Origin of the sequence: Larkinella bovis, from assembly GCF_042655385.1 — a bacterium.
Classification (GTDB): Bacteria; Bacteroidota; Bacteroidia; order Cytophagales; family Spirosomataceae; genus Larkinella; species Larkinella bovis.
In genome coordinates this window covers 17,361-34,767 of the sequence record NZ_JBHSMA010000007.1, presented here as the reverse complement: position 1 = coordinate 34,767, position 17,407 = coordinate 17,361, and the positions used below count along the sequence as shown (strand labels likewise).

Below are 17,407 nucleotides of genomic sequence, written 5' to 3'. Positions count from 1 at the left end.
AAATCAGGATTAAATCGAGGCTATTGCCGCCGTAATTGGAGAATGAGATCGGTTTTTAGCTGATGCAGTTGCTGCTCCAGCCCGACCGGATACGCATGCGGATTGGTAAAGCGTTTTATGCCGGGATGGAGCTGAGCCAGTTGGTGCTGCACCCGGTTTCGCACGGCGTGAATAGAAGGTTGCCCGGCAACCAGCTGCCCCTTCCGGAAGATGGGCTCGAGCAGGTCAACATACGGGGTCGTTTCCGAAAAATGCCGCTGCCGCGTAAAGTCGTAGGGGTCGATCATGGTGGTGGCTCCGGCGGGCGGGGTTTCTTCGTTGTAAATCATATCGGAAATAAAACCGTGTTCATCATAAAACCGACGAACCTGCTGGAGGCCCGGTGTCGAGATTTTGATGGCCTGTTCCGAGAGTTTTAACTTGTATTCCCACGCTCCCGACGGGTTGCGGATGGCGGCCAGTTTATACACTCCGCCCAGTGCGGGCTGATCGTAGGCCGTCACCAGTTTGGTACCGATTCCCCAGATGGTAATTTTGGCGCCCTGGTGTTTGAGACTCGTCACGAGGTATTCATCCAGGTCGTTGCTGCCGACGATGGACGTTTCCGGAAAACCGGCTTCATCCAGCAATCGGCGGGCTTCGATGCTCAGGTAGGCCAGATCCCCCGAATCCAGGCGGATGGCGCTGAGCTGATACCCTTTGCTGCGCAGGACCTTTCCGGCTTCAATGGCGTTTTTCACGCCCTGGATGGTGTCGTAGGTATCGACCAGCAAGGTGACATTGTTAGGAAGAACATCGGCATACACCCGAAACGATTCCAGTTCGTCGGCAAACGACATGACCCAACTGTGGGCGTGCGTCCCGCGAACCGGGATGCCGTAGAGTTTGCCCGCCAGTACGTTGGAGGTGGCGTCGCAGCCGCCGATATAAGCCGCCCGACTGGCCGTTAGCCCGCCGTCGATGCCCTGCGCCCGGCGGAGGCCAAATTCCAGCAGGGTGTCGCTCCCGGCTGCCAGGCGCATCCGGGCGGCTTTGGTCGCGATCAGCGACTGAAAATTGACCAGCGTGAGCAGGGGCGTTTCGAGCAACTGGCATTGCAGAATCGGCCCGCGAACCCGCACGAGCGGTTCGTTGGGGAACACGACCGTTCCTTCCGGCACGGCGTCGATATCGCCCGAAAACCGTAGGTTTTTGAGGTAATCCAGAAAACCGGGTTCGAACAGCGGGCGGCCGTCGGTACCGGTAAGCGTACGGAGGTAGTGGAGGTCGTCGTCGGCAAAGGAAAAAGCCGTCAGGTAATCGATCACCGCCGACAAACCGCAGGCCACGGTAAAACCGCCCTGAAACGGATGTTTTCGGAAGTATAAATTAAAAACGGATTCTTTCCCGGCCGTACCGGATTTCCAGTACCCATAGGCCATGGTGATCTGATACAGATCCGTCAGCAGACTCAGCGAGGTGTTATAGAAGGATTCCGGCATTTTCGGTGTCGTTTGGGGGTTGTTCCATTAACCATCAGAAAGAGTTTCCGTTTAACCCTTTTTAACGCCCATTCACATCTTTTTTATTGAAGGCTGCAACTTCCTGAGCGTTCTTTGCATCTGACCCCTGTGGCCCATCGCAGAAAAACACCGAGTGCTTACCAGTCATCCTTACAAAACAACCATCTATGTAAGATCAGGTTCTATGTAATGCATACTACTTAACTTTGCCACGTACTCTTTGGGAGCCGAACAGTAAACAACAACTTTTGAACAGTAAGCCAGTAAACAACAACCTACTAAGAACTCATGAAAACGTTTATCACTGCCGTGTGTGCGTGGCTGTTTATGACATCCGCAATGGCCCAGAACCCGGTCAAAGGGAAGGTTCGCGGGCTGGTGATCGATCAGAACCAGAAACCTTCGGAATTTGTCACCATTCTGCTGCTCAAAGCCAAAGACTCCACGCTGGTGAAAGGCGTCGTGACCAACGACAAAGGCCAGTTTGAGCTTGAGAACGTGGCCGAAGGCGGTTACCGGGTTGCTACCTCGCTGGTCGGTTTCAAGAAAGTATATTCCGAACCGTTCACGATTGATGCGGCTAATGCCGAGGTGCAGGTTAAAACGCTGACGATGCAGGAAGAGGCCAAAAGCCTGAACGAGGTGAAGGTGGTCGCGAAAAAACCGTTCATCGAACAGGAGATCGACCGCACGGTGGTTAATGTCGAAAACAGCATCGTCGCCAGCGGTAGCACCGCGCTCGAAGTTCTGGAAAAGGCCCCGGGCGTCACCATCGATCGTCAGAATGACAACATTCAGTTAAAAGGCAAAGGGGGCGTTATCGTCATGATCGATGGCAAACAAACCTACCTCTCGGGCCAGGAAGTGGCCAACCTGCTGAAAAACACGCCGAGCGACAACATCGAGAAAATCGAGATCATCACGAATCCTTCGTCCAAATACGATGCCGCCGGGAACGTCGGCATTATCAACATCCGGATGAAGAAAAACAAGAACTTCGGCACCAACGGAACCGCCATTGCCGGGGTCGGGTATGGCCGGTTCGAGAAGGCCAACACCAGCCTGAACCTCAACCACCGGGTGAACAAAATCAACGCCTTCGGGAACTACAGCTACTTTCATAACCGCCGGTTTCAGGAAAACAGCCTGGATCGGATCATTCCCTATGAAGGCAGGATTACCTACTTCGACCAGTCGTCGTACCGCCCGAACCGCTTCGACGGGCATTCGTTCCGCACGGGTGTCGATTATTTTGTCAACAAGAAAAGCACGATCGGGGTGCTGGCGACCGGTTTTGTCAACGACTGGCGGCAGGACAACGGGATCAACAACTCGGTGATGCGGAATGAACTGGGACAGATTACGCTGAAACCAACTACCGACGTCTCGGTTAAAAACAACTGGTTCAACCTGACCGGAAACCTGAACTACAAGTACGATTTCAACGGCAAAGGCCGTGAACTGACGACCGACCTCGACTACTCGCGCTTCAACGGCGATTCGTACAATAACCTGAGCACCACGTACCGCAACGCCAGCGACAGCATCGTTCAGCCGACGGCAAAGGTACGCAACGACATGCCTTCGACCATCGACATCTGGGCCTTCAAAGCGGACTATGTGCATCCCACCCAAAAAGGCAAATGGGAAGCTGGCGTGAAAACCAGTGTCGTGAAATCAGAAAATAACCTAACCTATGAGGATTTTGTAGATGGCCGCTGGGTGTTCAATCCGAACCAGAGCAACGAGTTCAGGTACTCCGAAAACATCAATGCGGCTTATCTCAACTACGGCGGGCAATTGAACAAGAAAACCAGCATTCAGGCCGGGTTGCGGCTGGAGAATACGCATTCGAGGGGGAATTCGGTGACGCTGAATAAAATCGTGGACCGGAACTACACCAACCTGTTCCCAACGCTGTTTATCTCGCGAAAAATTGATACGAATAATGTCCTGAATCTCTCGTTCAGCCGCCGGATTGACCGCCCCAACTACCAGAACCTGAATCCGTTCCGGTTTTACCTGGACCCGTATACCTACCAGCAGGGCAATCCATACCTGAAACCGCAGTTTACCAATTCGTTCCAGTTGACGCACGTTTACAAGGGTAAATTCTCGACAACGCTGGGCTACAGCCGCACCATTGACGTGATTGTGCAGGAAGTACCGGGTCAGATTCCGGAGGAAAATATTACGTACGTAACCACTGACAACCTGGCTACGCAGGACAATGTGAGCCTGACGATGAGCTTCCCGGTGACGGTGACCAAGTGGTGGAATATGCAGAACAATATCAACGCGTATTATAATAAATACGATTCGCCATACTTAGGAGCGCAGTACAACGTTGACTTTGTAGCGTACAACGTATATACGTCGCAGAACTTTGTGTTGCCCAAAAACTTCACGGCTGAAATCGCCGGCTGGTACAACTCGAAAAGCCTGTACGGTTTTTACCGGTCCGTTCCGCAGGGCGCGTTTAGCCTGGGCGTTCAGAAAACGCTCATGAACCGGAAAGCAACGCTGAAACTGAATGTGAACGACCCGTTCTGGCTGAATCGCTTTGAAGGCCGGGCTGTATACCAGGATATTAATTTCCGGGTCCGGGCACGCTGGGAAAGTCGCATCGCCCGACTGACGTTTACGTATCGTTTCGGGAATCAAAATGTGAAGGCGGCCCGGCAACGGAGCACGAGCACGGAAGCCGAACGCAACCGCGCAGGCGGGGGAAATAATTAAATAAAAGTTAAATAAAGCAAACGGCAGATGGTTAGACACCCTTCTGCCGTTACTTTGATAGATAATTAGTTTAGGTTAAGAAAGCAGAAAGCCATTCCCACGTTGAGGAGTGGCTTTTTCGTTGTTAAAAATACGGTAACATTCACCAAATTCAAAATATCATTCGGTAGTTGTTTGTTTCTTCAATTGATAAAATTTCAGCAACCGGGCGTGTTGAATTAAAAAGTCATAAAAAAAGACCACTTTTGGTGGTCTTTTTTGTGATTATTGGAATGATATTTACTATTTAACTAATTGACTCTCTTAGTCCAGAGCGGCCACTCCCGGCAAGGTTTTGCCTTCCATGTACTCCAGCAAAGCACCACCACCCGTCGAAACGTAGCTGACCCGATCGCCATACCCGGCATTGTTGACCGCCGAAGCCGAGTCGCCCCCGCCGATCAGGGAGAAAGCGTCGTTCTCTTCCGTCGCTTTTACGACTGCATCCGCAATCGCGTTGGTACCGATGGCAAAATTCGGGAATTCGAACACGCCCATTGGCCCGTTCCAGAGAATGGTTCTGGATTGGGCAACCACTTCGGAAAATTGCTTGACGGTTTCGGGACCAATGTCGAGTCCTTCCCAGCTGTCCGGGATTTCGCCGGTGGGCACCACCTGCCGGTTGGCCTCGTTGGCAAAATCATCCGCAATCACGTTATCGACCGGAAGGTACACCTGAACACCTTTCGTTTTGGCCTTTTCGAGCAGTTCGAGCGCCAGCGCCTGCTTGTCAGCTTCGAGCAGCGACTTCCCGATGTTACCCCCTTTGGCTTTGGCGAACGTATACGCCATGCCACCCCCAATGATCAGGTTATCAACTTTATCCAGCAACTTCTCGATGATCAGGATCTTGTCCGAAATTTTGGCCCCGCCCATGATGGCAGTAAACGGCCGGTCGGCGTTTTCCAGCACGCGTTGTGCATTGTCCAGTTCGGCCTGCATGACATAGCCACAAACTTTATCGGTGAAAAACTGCGCGATCACCGCCGTGGAGGCATGGGCACGGTGGGCCGTTCCGAACGCATCGTTTACCCAGACATCGCCCAGCTTCGAGAGTTTTTCGGCAAAACCGACGTCTCCTTTTTCTTCTTCCTTGTAAAAACGCAGGTTTTCCAGCAGCAATACCTCCCCCGGTTTCAGCGCGTCGGCCTGCGCCTGGGCCGATTCGCCGATGCAGTCGTCGGCAAACTTCACCGCCACACCCAGCATGATCGACAAGGGACCCACCAGGTGTTTCAGCGAATATTTGTCTTCCGGTCCTCCTTTGGGACGACCCAGGTGCGACATCAACACGCAGGAACCGCCGTCTTTCAGAATTTTGTTGATCGTTGGCAAGGTGGCTTTCATACGGGTGTCATCCGTAATCTCGAATTTATTGTTCAGCGGAACATTGAAATCCACCCGGATCAGGGCGCGTTTACCGGAAAAATTGTAAGCGTCTAAGGTTTTCATACGACAGGTTTCCTGTTGAATATCAAAATGCGCCCGAACTTAGGAGTTTTTACTCAAACGGAGCAATTACACGCTCAGCTTATTGGATTTGTGCTAAATTAAAGTGTATTGTTGCAATTATTGCCTATTCGGGGACCTTTTGCTCAACGAACCTTATTGTTTATTCCCCACCAGTTTTAGGTGAATGTCAATGGCTGGCAGGATATATTTCTCATCCGGCAGCGTTGGATCGGCGCTATACAGCATCCCCCATTGGGTCCGGTCGATCTGGAGCGTTGCTTCCACCGTCAGCTGGTTATGGCTGACCTGCATTTTGGCCGGGAAACGAACCGGATTGCTTTTGCCTAAGATCGTCAGATTACCTGTCACCCGCACGTTGGAACCGGCCAGGCCCTCACTGCCCGAGTAGGGCTCAACGCTGGTAATGGCATACGTAATCGTGGGATGAAGGGCCATATCGAAGAAATCGGCACTTTGCAAATGGTGTACCAGTACGGGTTTGAGCGAATCGGGCAGGCTGGTACTCAGAATGGACGAAACCGGCAGTGAGAACGAGCCGCCCACCACGGTCCCGTTTTCGATCACCAGCTGATCGCTTTTCACCGTAATGACCCCTTCTTCGGAATAACCGGTTCGCAGACGGCCCTTCCAGAGGGCTACTGATTTTTCTTCATCCAGTTGATAAGCGTCCTGGGACGGCTGCAAATGGTCGGTGGCACAATTCCACAGCAGCGTTGCCAGCGCAATAAATAGGGTTACTTTTTTCATGGCGTGTTCGAAAAATAGACTTTGTTGTTTGGGAAAATGGGCAAAGCGGTTGATCAGGGGGCCGGTGGAATGGCCGCCGGGACGGCGTTGGCCACCGGTTTCAGTGATTTCAGGTAGGCAAAAACCGCCCGCATATCGTTCTCGCTCATGTTCGTGTAATTGGGCCAGGGCATCGGCGGCAGCAGCGGGCGGCTGTTGTCGAGTCCTTTGAATTTACCCTGCCGCATGGCTTTGTTGAACTGCTCGAACGACCAGTTGCCAATACCGGTTTGATCGGGCGTCAGGTTAGCGGCAAACGATACACCCCAGGGACCAATGAACGCCGTATTTTGCCCGTTGAACAACACCCACTGGCCATTTTTGACCAGATTCCTGTCGTACGTGCCGAGCGGTATGGCGCTGTTATGGCCGGAAAGAAAACGATCCATATCGGGCGCGGGTCCCTGGGGCGTCATTTTTTTCGGGGCGTGGCAGTCCGCACATCCCGCAATCATCACCAGGTATTCCCCCCGTTTGATTTCATCACCCTGCGCCGACTGATGGGGCGTTGTCGGATGTTTCACCGGTTTGGGGGCGGACTGCGGTTTGGAAAAGGCACAAGCGAGCCAGATGGCTGCCGGAGCGGCCAGATAAACTAATTTTGACATGACTATTTTTTGTTTTTAGTGAAAAGAAATTCGGGCGATACGGCCGTAAGCCAATCGTTGTTGGACGGGTAAAAAGAAACAGCAGGGGCCGGTCAGGGCCGTTAGTAGTGTGTTCGAATCAGTTGTCGCCCGGGCACCCGGTAATAATGGCCCTGGTTATTGAAGACCATCGTGGGAATATCGTTGGTGAACTCCTTGAATTCCCGGATAAAATGGGCCTGATCAGCGTACCCGAACGTGTGCGAACTATCCACCCAGTTGGGTAACGATGCGGTTTTCTGAAACGACTCGTACGCATTGCGGAACCGGATGATGCGCTGGTACATTTTGGGCGTTGTACCGTAATGGTCCTTAAAACGGCGTTCCAACTGCCGTTTGCTGACGTACAAATGCTCGCTCAGGGCCTTGATCGACAGGCTCCCTTTCGACTGCCGAATCAGTTGGGTGGCTTCAATAACGTAATTTCGACTGCCCTTCAGGTTGCGAAGCTGCGCCATCAGAAACGTTTCTGAGGCTTTGATCACGTCCTGAATATCCGGCCGGCCGTAAACATCTTCTACCAACCGGTTGATCGCCCGGCCAAAGAAGGTTTCCAGATCGGTGAAATTATTGAACAGCGATGCGATCGGCACGTTGAACAGCTGCGGCAGGCTTTCCGGTTTTAACTGAATGCCAAATTTACGGGTCGTTCCGACCGACTTCCACTGCACGGCATCCTGATAAAGTCCCGCAAAGAACGCCTGCGGGAGTTCCTGCCAGCGGTCATTGAAGAGGGCATGAGCGCGGTTGTCGTCGAGGTGAATGATCAGTTCCAGCGTGCCAAAAGGCAGACAGCGTTGCACCGGAGACTCTTCTCTTCCCCTGGTTTTGAAACAATGCAGCCAGTAACATTCGACAAACGGCTGCAGTGCCGGTGAAGGGCGAAATTCCTGATAACTCGTGTTCATTAGTTGTGGAGTGGTATTCTGGTTGTATTATGCCGTAAAAGTAATTGTTCGGAGGGGGCCGGTCTTGAAAAAAAGCGACATTTTTGTAACCGGTCAAACCCGTTCCGGCGCGGCTGTCCGTTCGCCCGGCGGTTTTCCGGTAATTCGTTTTCGGCCATTCGCCGAAAACCGCCCAATTCGTCGGTCGGAGCGTCCGCAAAAGTTGGGCTGGCTCCATCGCCGTTGCGACCCGCCTTGTGGCTGGTCGTGGGTTCAATACCGGTCTTCGCTGCCGCCCCCGCCAAAATCGCCCCCACCAAACCGCATCCCGTCTTTCGGACCCAACTGACCCGTAGTAGCCTGAATGGTAGACAAGGTTTCGGCCTGCAGGAGAAGTTCTTTGGGGGAATCTTCATCGGGCCGGTCGGTAAAACCGTTGCGGGAAACGCGCAGAAACTGGATCAGTAAAATCGCCCCCAGAAGGAGGAATAAGCCGTGGATGATCAGGTAAAATTCCAGGGGAAATAAAGGATGATAATACCGCCAGGTGGCCAGCGCCAGGCCCCAGCCCAGTGCGCCCATAATGAGCAGGGGGCGTTCTTTCTGACGGATCCCGAGGTAGACCAAGGCGACCGGGACGCTGAAGGTCAGCACCCAGAAAAACCCGGCCCACGGAATTTCGGGAGCTTCGGCCGGCCGGTAATCCATGAGCCAGTAAGTAAGCTGGCGGTTGGTGAAATAGTTGCAACTGATTACTAATAAGCTCAGGGACAGCCATTCGAGCAGGATGAAGTTATCCCGCCAGTAGAGCAGGTTGTCCCGGTTTTCGTACAAGCGGGCGGTTCCATAGAGTCCGGCAGAAACCGCCATCAGCACAAACGCCAGCACCTGTTTTCCGAATGAAACATCCAGCAACCCATCGAACAAAATCGTGGTGAGGGTGGCAAATGCGGCCATCGTCAGCAGGAGATCGCTGTAATACCAGACGCCAGCCAGGATGAGCGGCAGGATGAATAAACCGTATTGCCAGGTGGGACGTCCATCAGGCAGGAGTCCCGTGAACCCGGTGACGAGCAACGCCACGGTGGCGATCACGAGGGCGTTGTCGATTCCGGAGCGGTAATAGTGCCGGGTAGTGATCAGATAATGCGTAAGCAGGCCGACGAGCAGGCCGAACCCGATGTTAAAAACATCGAAGAAAGCCGCATAATCCAGCACGTTATTGAGCAGGGAAACGAACAGGAAATAACTTCCGCTGACGGCAACAATGGAAAATACAAACAGCCCGACCTCGATAAAACCGTTGGAATCCCGAAAACCGACCGGAAATTTCGCCCGAATTCCGGTCATCTGGGCTTCATCGAGCAGCCCCTGCCGTTGCCAGCGGGCGGCATACTCCTGAATTCGTTTGTTTTGCACCCAGGTTTCGTTATACGCTTTCATAAGAATAGGAGTGGATAGAGGGGCTGCGAAACCGCCCGGTTATGGCTCACTTCGCCTGAAAGTTTTCGTTCTTTCGGCTGTTGGATAGATAAACGGTGATGCCAATTCCGGTTATAATCCAGTACAGATACGTGGCTTCGTCGCGCAAATGAAAATAATGAAATACCAGAAAGGTAATGCCAATGTAGCCGTAAAAAGTGCTCATCAGCAGAAACAGAAAGGAATGTTCCCGCCGGGCGTACGCGTCGAAACCGGCGCAGGCAACCGCCAGGGCCGCGGCAAACGGGAGGTGTAAATCATGGAAATTGAACAAACCGGCCACCAGCGCCACCAGCAACAGGTTCCCGGCAAAACTCAGCGTGGTCATGGTGAAATGCCGCTTGATCCGCCGGTGGTCGAGCACCAGCGCCCCGATCATCAGTCCGATGCTGAGCGCCACCGCCGAGAGCAAAACCGTCATGTCTTTCAGGTTGCCTTTGAAGTAAAACTCCAGCGGTCGCACCGTCACGCCAATCCACGAAATCAGGGCTGTAAGCCCCATCGCCAGAACGCCCCGGTGATCGAAGAGATAGGCCAGGCTCAGAAACAGGATGGCCGGCAAAAACGTTACCAGCCCGTAGCGGGTGCCGAAAACCGTATACTGATATTGCAGATAGCCTTCGAGGGTCAGGAAAAGCAGACAGCCGAGCAGCAGGGCGTAGTCGCCGAACGGGGAGCGGCTGTGGCTGCGTCCCGTTGAAAACGGCCCTTTGAAGCGAATCGCAAAGGCGAAACTGGCGGCACAAATAACCGCGAGGGCCAGCAGGAGGAAGGTGTGACCAATCTGGTCGATGTATTTATAAATTAGCCAGCCCGTTCCGGTGGTGAACAGCAGAATGCCAACATACAGCAAAACCCGTAATTCCCAGTGAATGGAAAAGGGCTTCTGGTTCTCAACGTCCTGAATAACAGATCGTTGTTTTTGGTCGATCAACTGCTGATCCGCAAGTATCTGCAAAACCCGTTCCGGGGACATATTAACAAAAAATGGTGTTATTGATATAACGGCAAAGATGAACAAATGGATTGAAAAATATGGCAACGAGACCCCAGCAGATTGAACTGCCACCGAAATATTACCTTGATTATTTTCAATACCTGATCGGTTTTGTCCAACGGATGTATGGCCATTTGCTGAATGAGGCCGAAAAAGAATTTATCCGGCGATTCCAGGGCCTGACCGAAGATGCCCAGTGTATGTATGTGCGGTTCAGCAACCGGCGGGGTACGTTCTTTCGGGTTCAGAAACTGCAATACAAGGAAATCGACGACCTGCCGGCGGCTGTCGGCGAATTGCTCCTCAACGGTTTTATCGAACGACTCAATTTCCACCACGAGTTGCTGGGCAACGAGGTGCTGAACACATTTACGAAACCGGAATTGCTGGACCTGCTGCCGCTGGAACCGGAAGAAATCAAACCGCTGAGCAAGGTAAAGAAAGAAAATATTGTGCGCTACGCCCTGCACGAGCTGGATTTTGCCCGGATTGTGGAGAGCCTGACGCGGCACGAAACCGTCATCAAACCAAATTTCGACGCGGAGGTGATGATGCTGAAATACCTGTTTTTCGGCAATCGCTCGGCTGACATGACCGAGTTTGTCATTCGGGACCTGGGCATGGTCACGTTTGAACGGTACGACGAATCGAAACTGACGGCCCGGTTTGCCAGCCGGAAAGAAGTAGAGGATAAATTGCTGATATCACTGACGAACGAGGAGTTTCGCGAGTTGCGGGACTCGGTAACACCGCCGGAGGATGTTTTCAACTGGTTCATGAACTGGGACGAAATCAAACCCGACCTGAGCGAAATTGCCCTGCCGGGGTATGCCAAACTGGTGACGCACGTTGGCGGTTATCTGGAGCGGCAGAAAATGCCCGAGCAGGCCATGCAGGTCTACACCCTGACCGACCGGGTTCCGGCCCGCGAACGACGGGCGCGGTTGCTGTTTCGGTCGGGCCTGACGGAAGAGGCTCTGGCGCTTTGCGACGAAATGGCGTTGAATCCGCAGAATGCCGATGAGCGGTATTTTGCGACCGATTTTCGGGAGAAGATTCTGAGCGCCGGGGAGAAGAAACGCAGCCGGAAGGCCACCACCCGGTTTTTGTCGGATGCGGAAAGTGTCGGCGTTCCGGCCATTTACCGGCACCATGTCGAAGCGGGTGTTATGAATCATTTTCTGGAAACGGGCTGGGAAGCGGCTTTTACCGAGAATTACCCCTGGCGCGGCTTGTTCGGGCTGGTGTTCTGGGACATCATTTACGATGCTAACGTACAGGCCATTCACCACCCGTTGCAGCGGGCACCGTCGGATTTTTACGGGGCCGATTTTTACGTCAGGCGGGAAGAGCAGTTGAAAAAACGGCTGGCCGATCTAGCTACCCGCGAAGACTGGAAGCGGCAGATCGAAACGGTGTATTTCGAAAAATACGGGATTACGAACGTGCTGGTTGACTGGAATGAGGAACTATTGAACCTGAATCGACAGATGGTTGAACTCCTGGAACCGAAGCAATTGGGCCTGATTTTGCTCGAAATGTCCCGGAATCTGCGCGAAAACACACGCGGTTTTCCCGATCTCCTCATCTGGAACGAGCGGGGCGAGTACGAATTTGTCGAAGTAAAATCGCCCACCGATCACCTGGGTGCCCAGCAACTCCACTGGCTGGAATTCTTTCAACTCATCGACGTCCACGCGCGCGTCCTGCGCGTCATCTGGACGGCTTAGGGAGGGAAGAGTTAAGAGTGAAGAATTATGAGTTAAGAGTGATGAGTTATGAGTTAAGAGTTGGCTGACGCGTTCTGTTTAATGCTTCAGCCAACTCATAATTCATAACTCATCACTCTTAACTCATAATTCACACCTTCCTTCCGGTGCGGAGGAAAACCGGGAACCGGACTTGCCGTTCGCCGTTTGCCCAACGGGATTTCAATTGATCCGCAATCCACAAAACCGGGTCGTGGCCGTGCTGGCGGATGTATTTCTGGACGCTTGACCAGGTTCGGAGGTAATTCAGAAAGCGCTCCAGGTCCCAGTTTCGGTAGATGGTAAATTCGCGCTGTTCGACCTCGCTGAACGGAAAGGGGATACGGGCGTACCGGTCTTCGACGTGCCGGCGGTTTTCATCCCAGTAGGGACCGACGATGTGTTCGTAAAAATGATTGAAAATGGGATCGACAGCGGCATCAATTTGCACCCCGCCATAGCCCCACTCCGCCACCAGGGCCCCCGGTTTTCCCACGCGCCGGACTTCCCGATGAAACGCATCGGCATCGAACCAGTGTAGGGCCTGGGCAACCGTGATTAAATCAAACGAGTGATCCGCAAAAACCGTCTGTTCGGCCGGGCAAACCGTGTACTGGATGTTGGGTTTTCGGACAGCCTGCTCCAGTTGCTGGGCGCTGATGTCGGTGGCCTCGACGATTTCGAAATACCGGGCTAACTCGCTGGCAACCTGCCCGTTTCCGGTGGCGCAGTCCCAGGCTTTTTGACGGTTTTCGATACGGGTCAGCAGGAATTCGTACAGTTCGCTGGGGTAGTCGATGCGGTATTGCGCATACAGATCAGCATGTCCCGAGAAACGATCGATGGTCGCCATATGGGTGTAAACTAGCGCTAAAAATGAACGAGAAAGCTGGGTACGAAAACGATTGATGGACGGCGTGCCCGGTATTTATCCGTTTCTTATCCATTTGTGGCACAATTCATTTACGGTCCGTTAAACCTTTCCGAAAATTAATTGTCATAGGGATACAAGATAAGGAAAAAGCCGGGCGAGTGTTGGCGTATATGATCGTTGCCGTTTAACTTTGTCAGCCCAAGTCCGTTGGTAATCAAAACTCATAGCTTTTAATTTTTGTTACATGAAAAAAACATTCGGAATGCTCATTGCAGGGGTATTGGCCGCACTCTCCTTTGACAGTAACGCCCAAACCGCCATCCCGGACGATATCAAAGCGTTATTGCAAAAAAATGCCTGTCTGGCCTGTCACAATCCGGACACGCGCCTGGTAGGTCCTCCTTACAAAGAGGTTGCGAAGAAAAAATATACCGATGCGCAGATTGTTGAGTTGATTTATGATCCCAAACCGGAACACTGGCCGGGTTACCCGCCGATGGCGCCGTTGAAAAGCGTTCCGAAGGATGAAGCGCTGAAAATGGCGAAGTGGATCAACTCCCTGGACGGTGGGGCAAAAGCGCCGGCGAAAAAACCGGCAGCCAAGAAGAAAGCTTAATCTTTTGACGTTTCTGACCCAAAAACCCGCTGATAGCGGGTTTTTGGGTTTAAGTTCTGGCTGTTACTAGTTCCTGCCAGATTTCTACTATCCGACGGGTTCTTTGGCTGGCCGTAGCCGTTTCGAGATGAACAGAAATTCCTTCATCCCGATTGGGGTGATCTAATAAGGTTTGTAGTTCTTCTATTAAATACAAACGCACTGAATCCTGACTATTTTTAATCTCGTCAATAATTTCTTCCCGGTTATCAAATAGGTATATTATATCTTCAAAATCGCTATTTCCCCGTAAATCCTGTCCATGACGATAGGATTTGAATGCTTCCAGTTTAGATGCCAAAAAATACGGTGCTGTAAAAAGGAAAATAGTATGGTCTGTGTCAAGTGTATATTCTACGGCCTGATCAACACCATCTGAATACCATCTATTGGTGAAGCCTAAGCTCGAAGATTCTGTAGGCATCACATCGACTGTAATCCCCTGGTAGATATATCTGCAAATTACTCCAGATAGGATATCGTTCGTAAAACCAAGTTGTATTAACTTCTCATCTAATCTTGGTGGAATCGGTGTAGCTGACTAAAGCAACAACTACATCAATGTCCTGAGTAGGTCTTGGTTCTGCTGCCGCGGGATCAGTTGCATAAAGTTGAACCGTTGAACCACCTACAAAGACAAACTTTTCGTTTAGCTTAGTCAAAGCGTCAGCAACGAGACGCATATGGGTCAAATTGACGTCTTGGGTCATCAATTGGGTAATAGTCGTTTTTTTAACTCCTCGACAGCAATGGTTACTTCACGGGATTTTCCAATTCGTATCGCATCGGTTAGAGCTAATAATTCATACAGTAATTCATCATTTTTAATAGCGATGTCTACTGTATGGTATAATGGTTCAATAGCCTGTCCTCTAACTGGACCATGGGCATTTGGCCATACATAATTTTCTTTTGATGAAATAATCGAAGAGAGCGGTTTTGCTGAATGTGCAGTAGGAATTCCTCGGACTAAGGAACCTGGCTGTTGTGGAAAGACATATTTTAAGCCGTATTGCAAAAAGTCCATTAAAGCCAAAGGCTTTACTTTTTTAGTTGGTGCATCGTATAAGCCCGCATAATCCGATCGGGCTAATGATTCCGTTACTTCGGCGGGGCTGATTCCTAATTTATTTGCTATTTCCTTTTTTAAAAGAGGCTTAAAAAATGAGGTAAATCGGAACCGGGAAAGATCAAATTTATTATTTTCTGTATTATCAAAAGATTGTTTATCCCGCGATAAAAAGTCTTTTATTTCTTTTTCATGAGCGGCCACTTTAAGCAGAATCAATATGTCCTGCGGCCGCATACCATTATGCTTTTTCATAATTTGCGATTTGCAAATCGCAAATTATGAAAAAGCCCCGGGAAATAATAGAGAGAAGCTGGATACTTAAAACCCTTCGTCGACCGGTGGCTCGCTGAAAATCCGTTGCCGGACGGCTTCGTATAAAACTACGCCGGTGGCCACCGACACATTCAGGGATTCGACCTGCCCGACCAGCGGAATCCGGGCGTGGTGGTCGGCCAGCCGCAGCAATTCCTCCGAAATACCGTCATCTTCCGAACCCATGACAATGGCCGTGGGCCCTGACATGTCGACGTCGTACAGGTAATTGTTGGTTTTTTCGGTACAGGCGACCACTTTGATGCCGGAATCTTTCAGGTATTTCAGGGTCTCTTCCAGGTGTACTTCGCGGCAAACCGGCAAATGGCTCAGGGCTCCCGAGGAGGTTTTCATGGCGTCGGCGTTGATGAGGGCCGTGCCCCGGGCCGGAATGACAATACCCTGCACCCCCGCGCACTCGGCGGTGCGGGCAATGGCGCCGAAATTGCGCACGTCCGTAATGCGGTCCAGCACCAGCAGGAGCGGCACATGCCCCTGTTCATACACGCCGGCAATCACATTGGACAGTTTGGCGTAATGAATCGCCGACACGAAACAAATGGCGCCCTGGTGGTTTTTGCGCGTAATTCGGTCCAGCTTTTCGGCCGGAACCCGCTGGATGGTCACGCGCCGTTCGAACGCCAGCTGCTGAATTTCGGGAAAACTGCCTTCTTTGATCAGATAAAGACGATCGATGTCTTTGCCCGAACGCAGAATTTCGGTAACGGACTGAATGCCAAACACCATCTCCTCGCTGGAGTATTGTTTGGGCTTGTTATGCTGATACGGATTTACTCGCGAATTGCGCCGGTTCTCCATGCTTCGACAACGGGATACCAGACTGGTTGATATTCGACATAGCGTACCAGTTCGTAGTGATCCTCGACAAATTGATTTGGTTTTCGATTAAATGTAAAGTTGATTTCCGACACGTTGGCCCGCTGGTTATACACCCACACTTCCCGGTCGCGGCTGCGTTGCACGCGGTCGGGCGGGCCCAGTACGATGTAAATCATGCCCTTGTCGGTTTTCCAGCCTTCCTTATAGGTTGTAAACAACCGGTTCGCTTCCTCAACGCGTCCGTAATACGCCCGAATTGCCCCGCGCGCTACCTCCTGATCCCCGCTCATCATCGTGAGCCAATACCGGTCGAGGGCTTTCTTTACATCCGTCGCCGAGTTCAGGCTGTTGGTTTCCGTGTTGGTGCTGACGTACAAAACCGGCTTGATCAGTTTTTCGGGACGGGTCAATTTCGGAAAACGCCGGTCGGCCACCACCAGCCCGATGCCGTAGGCGTCGGCGGTATCTTCCAGAAAATAATACAAGCCTTCGGTCGGCAGCGTGAATGGCTGGTTGGTCGTCACGCTCATCGTCGAATCGATGTCGAGCGATTTCGAAGTCGGTCGGGGCGTCGTATTCATGGGCGATTGCGCCGGGTCGAAGTCGTGCCGGTAACGGTACAGCAGCAGCGATTTTGAAACCGTGGCGTTCACATCCCGAATGACAATCGTATCGCCCGCATTGATGAAATGGTGCTGTTGCGGCAGATTTGTTCTGGGATCAAAAATGGCAAACCGGTCCCCGAGCTTCACGGTTTTGAAGCGAACCGGAAGGTCGTTCAACACTTTTCGGCCCGTGCTGATTTCGGTGATTTCGTTCAGCATCACCCCGTTGATGGCGTTGGCCGGTTTTCTGACATCGAAGAAAACCGTCAGCACATCTCCCGACTCGGGCGACTGATCCCGAATCACGGATTCGGCCGTGAGCGGCACGTTGCCGTAGCCCAGCCGTTCCCGGCTGTTATAATCCGGGTAAATGACGTAGTTATACATGAACTGGGAGGTGAAATCTTCGAGGTTCGCGTGTTCGCGGCCTTTCCGAACCATCACGTTCATGTACACCCGAATGGTGGATGAGTCTTTTCCGATAAAACGACCTTTCGTTGAAACGACCCGCCAACTGCTGGAGGATTGGGAAGGCGTCGGCGTTGCCGCCGATGGCTCCGGCGTGGTCCGGCTGACCGGGCGTTGGGCTGACCGTTCCGCCGGGCGCTCAGTGGGTCGTTCGCTGGGGGTTCGCTCGACTTTCTGGGCGGTTTCCGGGGCTTTAGTGCGTTTGCCGGACGCGCAGGCACCCAGCAAGGCGGCAGAAAGCAGGATAATTACTAGTCTCATACTGATATTTCGCTATTCTT

16 protein-coding genes are annotated in these 17,407 nt (G+C 52.1%); 3 read left to right on the top strand and 13 right to left on the bottom strand.

Annotation, left to right across the window (positions count from 1 at the left end; genetic code table 11):
- Positions 1-20: 20 nt before the first annotated feature.
- On the bottom strand, positions 21-1,481 hold the full coding sequence (locus ACFPMF_RS19600; protein WP_379848430.1) for a nicotinate phosphoribosyltransferase: 1,461 nt from the start codon (positions 1,479-1,481) through the stop codon (positions 21-23).
- 309 nt (positions 1,482-1,790) lie between these two features.
- Between ACFPMF_RS19600 and ACFPMF_RS19595 the strand changes: the two genes are divergently transcribed.
- Positions 1,791-4,241: a TonB-dependent receptor gene (locus ACFPMF_RS19595; RefSeq protein WP_379848429.1), complete on the top strand. Its 2,451-nt coding sequence runs from the start codon at positions 1,791-1,793 to the stop codon at positions 4,239-4,241.
- 303 nt (positions 4,242-4,544) lie between these two features.
- Here the strand turns inward: ACFPMF_RS19595 and ACFPMF_RS19590 are convergent, their stop codons facing one another.
- From ACFPMF_RS19590 to ACFPMF_RS19565, 6 genes are all read right to left on the bottom strand, one after another.
- A complete protein-coding gene (locus ACFPMF_RS19590) occupies positions 4,545-5,732 on the bottom strand; it encodes a phosphoglycerate kinase (RefSeq protein WP_379848428.1) in 1,188 nt (395 codons plus the stop codon).
- Positions 5,733-5,885: 153 nt separating this feature from the next.
- Positions 5,886-6,500, bottom strand: coding sequence for a YceI family protein (locus tag ACFPMF_RS19585; RefSeq protein ID WP_379848427.1), 615 nt, complete (start codon positions 6,498-6,500; stop codon positions 5,886-5,888).
- Between the two features lie 53 nt (positions 6,501-6,553).
- Positions 6,554-7,147, bottom strand: coding sequence for a c-type cytochrome (locus ACFPMF_RS19580; RefSeq protein ID WP_379848426.1), 594 nt, complete (start codon positions 7,145-7,147; stop codon positions 6,554-6,556).
- Positions 7,148-7,248: 101 nt separating this feature from the next.
- A complete protein-coding gene (locus ACFPMF_RS19575) occupies positions 7,249-8,094 on the bottom strand; it encodes a DUF6597 domain-containing transcriptional factor (RefSeq protein WP_379848425.1) in 846 nt (281 codons plus the stop codon).
- A gap of 252 nt (positions 8,095-8,346) precedes the next feature.
- Positions 8,347-9,516, bottom strand: a complete 1,170-nt coding sequence (locus tag ACFPMF_RS19570; RefSeq protein ID WP_379848424.1) for a hypothetical protein — start codon at positions 9,514-9,516, stop codon at positions 8,347-8,349.
- 46 nt (positions 9,517-9,562) lie between these two features.
- Positions 9,563-10,531: a DUF2157 domain-containing protein gene (locus ACFPMF_RS19565; RefSeq protein WP_379848423.1), complete on the bottom strand. Its 969-nt coding sequence runs from the start codon at positions 10,529-10,531 to the stop codon at positions 9,563-9,565.
- Positions 10,532-10,590: 59 nt separating this feature from the next.
- Here ACFPMF_RS19565 and ACFPMF_RS19560 point away from each other — a divergent pair, with 59 nt between their 5' ends.
- Positions 10,591-12,282: a VRR-NUC domain-containing protein gene (locus tag ACFPMF_RS19560; RefSeq protein WP_379848422.1), complete on the top strand. Its 1,692-nt coding sequence runs from the start codon at positions 10,591-10,593 to the stop codon at positions 12,280-12,282.
- Positions 12,283-12,412: 130 nt separating this feature from the next.
- On the opposite strand, the gene ACFPMF_RS19555 is transcribed toward ACFPMF_RS19560, so the two are convergent.
- The gene (locus ACFPMF_RS19555) at positions 12,413-13,153 is read right to left on the bottom strand and encodes a class I SAM-dependent methyltransferase (protein WP_379848421.1); all 741 of its coding nucleotides are present in this window, start codon (positions 13,151-13,153) and stop codon (positions 12,413-12,415) included.
- A 265-nt stretch (positions 13,154-13,418) separates the two neighbouring features.
- On the opposite strand from ACFPMF_RS19555, the gene ACFPMF_RS19550 reads away from it, so the two are divergent.
- On the top strand, positions 13,419-13,790 hold the full coding sequence (locus ACFPMF_RS19550) for a c-type cytochrome (RefSeq protein WP_379848420.1): 372 nt from the start codon (positions 13,419-13,421) through the stop codon (positions 13,788-13,790).
- A gap of 49 nt (positions 13,791-13,839) precedes the next feature.
- Here the strand turns inward: ACFPMF_RS19550 and ACFPMF_RS19545 are convergent, their stop codons facing one another.
- The 5 genes from ACFPMF_RS19545 to ACFPMF_RS19525 all read right to left on the bottom strand — a co-directional run bounded on the left by ACFPMF_RS19545 (position 13,840) and on the right by ACFPMF_RS19525 (position 17,387).
- Positions 13,840-14,253 carry a hypothetical protein gene (locus ACFPMF_RS19545; protein WP_379848419.1) on the bottom strand — a complete coding sequence of 138 codons (414 nt, stop codon included), beginning with the start codon at positions 14,251-14,253 and terminating at the stop codon, positions 13,840-13,842.
- 85 nt (positions 14,254-14,338) lie between these two features.
- A complete protein-coding gene (locus ACFPMF_RS19540) occupies positions 14,339-14,539 on the bottom strand; it encodes a hypothetical protein (protein WP_379848418.1) in 201 nt (66 codons plus the stop codon).
- A complete protein-coding gene (locus ACFPMF_RS19535) occupies positions 14,539-15,153 on the bottom strand; it encodes a hypothetical protein (protein ID WP_379848417.1) in 615 nt (204 codons plus the stop codon). The genes ACFPMF_RS19540 and ACFPMF_RS19535 overlap by 1 nt, the downstream gene beginning before the upstream one ends.
- A 66-nt stretch (positions 15,154-15,219) precedes the next feature.
- Positions 15,220-16,032, bottom strand: coding sequence for a 23S rRNA (guanosine(2251)-2'-O)-methyltransferase RlmB (rlmB, locus tag ACFPMF_RS19530; RefSeq protein ID WP_379848416.1), 813 nt, complete (start codon positions 16,030-16,032; stop codon positions 15,220-15,222).
- Positions 16,005-17,387: a GWxTD domain-containing protein gene (locus tag ACFPMF_RS19525; protein WP_379848415.1), complete on the bottom strand. Its 1,383-nt coding sequence runs from the start codon at positions 17,385-17,387 to the stop codon at positions 16,005-16,007. Before ACFPMF_RS19525 ends, rlmB begins: the two co-directional genes overlap by 28 nt.
- Between the last annotated feature and the right edge of the window lie 20 nt (positions 17,388-17,407).